3 protein-coding genes and 1 rRNA gene are annotated in these 5206 nt (G+C 63.2%); 3 read left to right on the top strand and 1 reads right to left on the bottom strand.

The genetic code is table 11. The features are described 5' to 3' along the window. Window positions 1-95: ribosomal RNA gene (gene rrf, locus AC56K1_RS22825) — 5S ribosomal RNA — on the top strand; the annotation flags it as partial. Between the two features lie 213 nt (window positions 96-308). Here the strand turns inward: rrf and AC56K1_RS22830 are convergent. Continuing rightward, the gene (locus AC56K1_RS22830; protein WP_497160063.1) at window positions 309-692 is read right to left on the bottom strand and encodes a PEP-CTERM sorting domain-containing protein; all 384 of its coding nucleotides are present in this window, start codon (window positions 690-692) and stop codon (window positions 309-311) included. A gap of 218 nt (window positions 693-910) precedes the next feature. Between AC56K1_RS22830 and AC56K1_RS22835 the strand changes: the two genes are divergently transcribed. Together AC56K1_RS22835 and AC56K1_RS22840 are read left to right on the top strand one after the other, a co-directional pair. Further along, window positions 911-2554: a DUF418 domain-containing protein gene (locus tag AC56K1_RS22835; RefSeq protein WP_497160064.1), complete on the top strand. Its 1644-nt coding sequence runs from the start codon at window positions 911-913 to the stop codon at window positions 2552-2554. Then, on the top strand, window positions 2551-4908 hold the full coding sequence (locus AC56K1_RS22840; RefSeq protein ID WP_497160065.1) for a penicillin acylase family protein: 2358 nt from the start codon (window positions 2551-2553) through the stop codon (window positions 4906-4908). The genes AC56K1_RS22835 and AC56K1_RS22840 overlap by 4 nt, the downstream gene beginning before the upstream one ends. The last annotated feature ends 298 nt before the right edge of the window (window positions 4909-5206 follow it).

Genomic DNA, 5206 nt, shown 5'->3' on the forward strand with positions numbered 1-5206 from the left:
TCGGTCCCACCCCTTCCCATCCCGAACAGGACCGTGAAACGACTTTGCGCCGATGATAGTGCTGCAACCAGTGTGAAAGTAGGTTATCGTCAGGCTAGTTATAAGCAAAACCCCACCGGGTGATCCTGGTGGGGTTTTTTGCTTTGTGCAAAGCAAAGCCCGCCGTGAGGATCCACAGTGATCCCCCTCTCTGCGGGCTTTTTTGCGTTTGACGTCCTTGCCGCCGATACAAAAAAGCCCACCTCTCAGCGCGCTGTCGCATTCTGCTTGTTGGTCCTGGACCTGCGAATCCAGACAGGCACCGGCTATTACGCGTGCTTCTTGCGACGGCGCGACACCCATCCCATCAGGCCAAGTGCAGGAAGCACCAAGGCGACCGTGCCCGGCTCAGGTACGTCGGCCGCAAGGCTCGTCACCGAACCTGACATATTGCGCCACGGCGAGCAATTCATGCATTCCCAGCTCGACGCGGTATTGATTGCCCGCGTAGTGCCTGTTTCATTCAGGGCGTCGAGGAATGAAAATGTGAGGTAACGGTGCCCGTCGCCTGGCATGATCGTGAAGCTGTTCGGGCCAAACCCATTGAAATACAGACCACTGTTGGTCGGGTTGTAATTGAATCCCGACAGAGCCGGACCAGCGGTCACGATATCGAATGCCGACCAGGTGGTGGCCGCCGCGTCGATCGTCAACGATCCGGTCGCGCTGCCGCCGTCCGTAAACGTGACATTCTCGAGAGTCCAGGTGATTGGGCAGCCTGTGCAGACAGCGAAGCTGCCAGCAACATGAGGCCGGCCAGAATGCCCCGAAATCGCAGTTCGTCCCCGGCTTCGTGCGCTTCGTCGCAACGCAAGCGCTACCTGCCTTACCCTCGGCTAGGATCGCCAGATCAAAACAAAAAGGGATAGCCATGGACCAAGCACTAGCGCCGAAGGCCTTGAGCCCTGTGGCAAGCAACGAACGCATCCAGTCACTCGACGTGGTGCGCGGCTTCGCCCTGATCGGCATCCTGCTGATGAACGTCGAGTTCTTCAACCGGGCCACTGCCGCGCTTGGCTCTGGCATGCAGACCGGCCTGACCGGAGCGAACCTGTGGGTAAGCTATTTCGTCCAGTATTTCGTCACCGGTAAATTCTGGACCATTTTCTCGCTCCTGTTCGGCATGGGCTTTGCCGTGATGCTTACCCGGGCCGAGCGTGCCGGGCGCAGCTTCCTGGTTCCCTACATGCGCCGCATCGCTGGCCTGGCCGTATTCGGCGCACTCCACCATATTTTCCTTTTCTCCGGCGACATCCTGTTCAGCTATGCGGTCGCCGCGACAGCCCTGCTGGTCGTGCTCTATGGCCGGTTCAAGTGGATCATGCTGGCTATGGCAATGTGCATCGGCGGCGGTTTCATCCCCGGCATGGACTGGCTGTTCGGGATTGCTGCCGGCCTGGCATTCTTTGGTCTCGTCGCATGGTGGCTACGTGGCGAGCACCACATGACGCGCTTCGGCAAGCCGCTGGCGGTCGCTTTCGTGCTGATGCTGTTCGGTGCGATCGCTGCCGTCGCCGGCGCCGCCATGTGGGTGGTCCCCGACATGCCGCCGCAGGCCCGCTTTGGCCTGCCGCTGCTGGGGTTTTCCCTGCTCACGCTGGGCTATCTCACCAGGCGCCATCACGCGGACAAGGCGGGCCGGCCGTGGCGTCTCGGTGTCGGCATCTACTGCTTCTCGTTCTTCATGATGACCGGCGCCGGGGCATCGATGTACTTCTTCCCTGAGAAGCCGGCGACCGTGGTGACCGCGGCCGAGGCAAAGAAAGAGAAAGCAGCAGCTGCGGAGCGGGCGAAAGCGCGCCGCGAACGTGAAGAAAATATCCGGGTAGAGACAGCGGTGCTCAGCAAGGGGACGTATCCGCAGGCAGTCGCGATGCGCGCCGAGCGCTTCGTCAAGCATGCGGCGGGTGAAGTCGGTTTCGCGACGACCCTGATCGGCATGTTCCTGATCGGTAGCTGGTTCGTCCGCGCCGGCATCATGGAAAAGGCCCATGCCCACCTGCCGCTGTTCCGCAGGCTGGCGATGCTTGGCCTGCCAATCGGGATCGGCATGGGCCTGCTCGGTTCGGCCATCGCGATGCACCCGGTGCCGGGTTCGCGCGGCGCCGACGGCTGGCAGCTCGCCCAGGGCCTGCAGATGCTCGGTAACCTGCCGGCGTCGCTCGGCTATGTCAGCCTGGTGATCCTGATGCTGCACAGCGCCTCGCCCCTCAACAAGATCAGCGTGCTCGCGCCCTTCGGCCGCATGGCCCTCACGAATTACCTGACGCAGTCGTTGGTGGCATCCACCTTTTTCTTCGGCTATGGTTTCGGGAACTGGGGCATGTCGCGCGTCGACCAGATGCTGTTCGTGGCGGTGCTTGCCGCGGCGCAGATCGTGTTCAGCCATGTGTGGCTGGCGCGCTTCCGTTACGGCCCGATGGAATGGCTGTGGCGTGCCGTCACCTATTGGCAGATCCCGCCGATGCGCATCAAGGGTGCGGCGATCATGCCTCTCGTTGCCAAGCCCGCGTGAAGGGGCTGGCCAGCATCGGTGCGGCGCTCCTGGTATGCGCGGCACTGCCGGCGGCAGCCCAGCCGCTGAAGGTGGCCGGCTTGAGCCAGCCGGCGCGCATCCTGGTCGATACATGGGGCGTGCCGCACATCTATGCCGCCAACCAGGATGACGCTTTCTTCGTCCAGGGTTTCAATGCGGCGCGCGACCGACTGTTCCAGATCGACCTGTGGCGCCGCCGCGGCCTGGGTGAGCTGGCCTCGGTGTTCGGGCCTGCTTACGTCGAGCAGGACCGGGCCGCGCGCCTGTTCCTGTACCGCGGCAGCATGGATGCCGAGTGGGATGCTTACGGCCAGGACGCCCGGCGCACCAGCACGCGCTTTGTGGCCGGCATCAATGCCTATATCGATTACATCGCCCGCAAGCCGGAGCTGCTGCCCTTCGAATTTCGCCAGCTCGGGTACAGGCCGGCGAAGTGGTTGCCGGAAGACGTGGTGCGCATTCGCAGCCATGGCCTGACGCGCAACCTGACGCAGGAGTTCGCGCGTGCGCGCGTGGTGTGCCGCGCCGGCCTGGAGGCCGACGCAGTGCGCGCCCAGCTCTCCCCAAGCTGGACGACGCGCGTGCCGGAAGGCCTTAATCCCTGCCTGCCGGAGGACGCACTCGACGTCTTCACGCGCGCCACCGAGAACGTGCGCTTCGACCGTCCACCGGCGCAGGCTTCGCGTGCGCTGCCAGGCGAGGAAACGCTCGAGGGCAGCAATAACTGGGTCGTCGCGCCATCGCGCACGGCGACCGGCCGTCCGATCCTCGCCAACGATCCGCACCGCGCCTACGGCGTGCCCTCGCTGCGCTACATCGTGCACCTGAGCGCGCCGGGCCTGGACGTCATCGGGGCAGGGGAGCCGGCCCTGCCGGGCGTGTCGATCGGCCATAACGGCAAGGTCGCGTTCGGGCTCACCATCTTCAGCATCGACCAGGAAGACCTATACGTCTACGAGACCAACCCCGCCAATCCGAACCAGTATCGCTACAAGGGCGAATGGGAAGATTTCCGCGTGGTGAAGGAGACGGTGAGCGTGCGTGGCCGGCCTGCTGCGAACGTCGAGCTGCGCTTCACCCGTCACGGGCCGGTGATCCACCAGGACGCCGGCAAGCACCGGACGCTCGCCGTGCGCACCGCATGGACCGCGCCCGGCATGGCGCCATATTTCGGCAGCATCGACTACATGAAGGCGCAGGACTTCCAGCAGTTTCGCCGCGCCATGCGGCGCTGGGGCGCCCCCACTGAAAACCAGGTGTACGCCGACACGGCGGGGAACATCGGCTGGGTCGCGGGCGGCCTCGCGCCGGTGCGCCCGAACTGGGATGGCTTGATGCCGGTGCCGGGGGATGGCCGCTATGAGTGGAAGGGATTCCTCGACGGCGCGAAGCTGCCCTACGTGCTCAATCCGAAGCAGGGCTGGTATGCGTCCGCGAATGAAATGAACCTGCCTGCGGGCTTTCCGTACAAGGAGCACAAGCTCGGTTTCGAATGGCCCGACAACGCACGTGCGCGGCGCATCGCCGGCGTGCTTTCGACCACGCCGAAGGCCAGCATGGAAGACATGGAGCAGTTGCAGAACGATGTGGTCTCGCTCAACGCACGCCGGCTGGTGGCTTTGCTCAAGCCCTTATCGTCGCAGGAGCAGAAGACACGAGCGGCCCTGCGCCTCTTGTCGGCATGGGACGGCGAGGAGGGCGCGGCTTCCGCGGCGGCGGCCTTGTACGAGGTATGGTGGTCGCGCCACCTGGGCCGGGCGTTCAAGGCAGCGGTGCTCACTCCCGCGGCAGCACAGGCCATGGATGCGCCGCACCCGAGCGTCATGCTGGCATCGCTCGAGAAACCAGCTAAACGATTTGGCGCCGCCGCCATCCGCAAGCGCAATGAGGTGCTTCTCGTCAGCCTGGGTAGCGCATGGGGCGAGATGGAAGCGCTGCAGGGGCCGGATCCGGCAAGCTGGCAATGGGGCAAACTCCACTTCTCCTATTTTGCGCACCCAATGACGCCGATCCTCGATCCTGCCGCGCGCCCCCGGGTGAACGTGGGACCGCTGCCGCGGGGAGGCGGGGCATTCACGGTCAATGTGTCGAGCTATCATCCCGACAGCTTCTGGCAAGCGCATGGTCCCTCGTTCCGGGTCGTGCTCGACGTCGGGAATTGGGACAACTCGCGGGCGATTAATACCCCCGGGCAATCGGGCGATCCGGCAAGCCCGCATTACCGTGACCTGGCCACGAGCTGGTCTGAAGGAAAGTATTTCCCCTTGCTGTATTCGCGGAAAGCAGTGGAAAAAGCCGCCCGGCAGGTCATTCAATTAGTGCCGGCACCTTAGCGTGTGGGCCTTGCAAGACGGCCTACGCTTTGTTATAGTTCGCCTCCGCTTCGGAGCACACTATGGCAAACGCCGATGTGAACGCCGGAAAATGTTAACGTAATCAAAAGCTTACGACAACAGAGCGTGCAGGGAAATCTGCAACGAAGCAAAAAACAGGATTGACGAGCAACGCGAAATACTGCATACTCTCTCTTCTCTGCTGCTGACGAACACAACGCTTCGTCGAGTGCAGCAAGGCAGTACCGAATACGGTTCTTTAACAATTTACAGTCGATAAGTGTGGGCGTTTGATGAA

It is taken from the genome of Telluria sp. ZB4P37 (genome assembly GCF_059685855.1).

Excerpts from the sequence above, each read along its gene's own strand:
- AC56K1_RS22835 (WP_497160064.1), top strand. The coding sequence starts at position 911 with ATGGACCAAGCACTAGCGCCGAAGGCCTTGAGCCCTGTGGCAAGCAAC.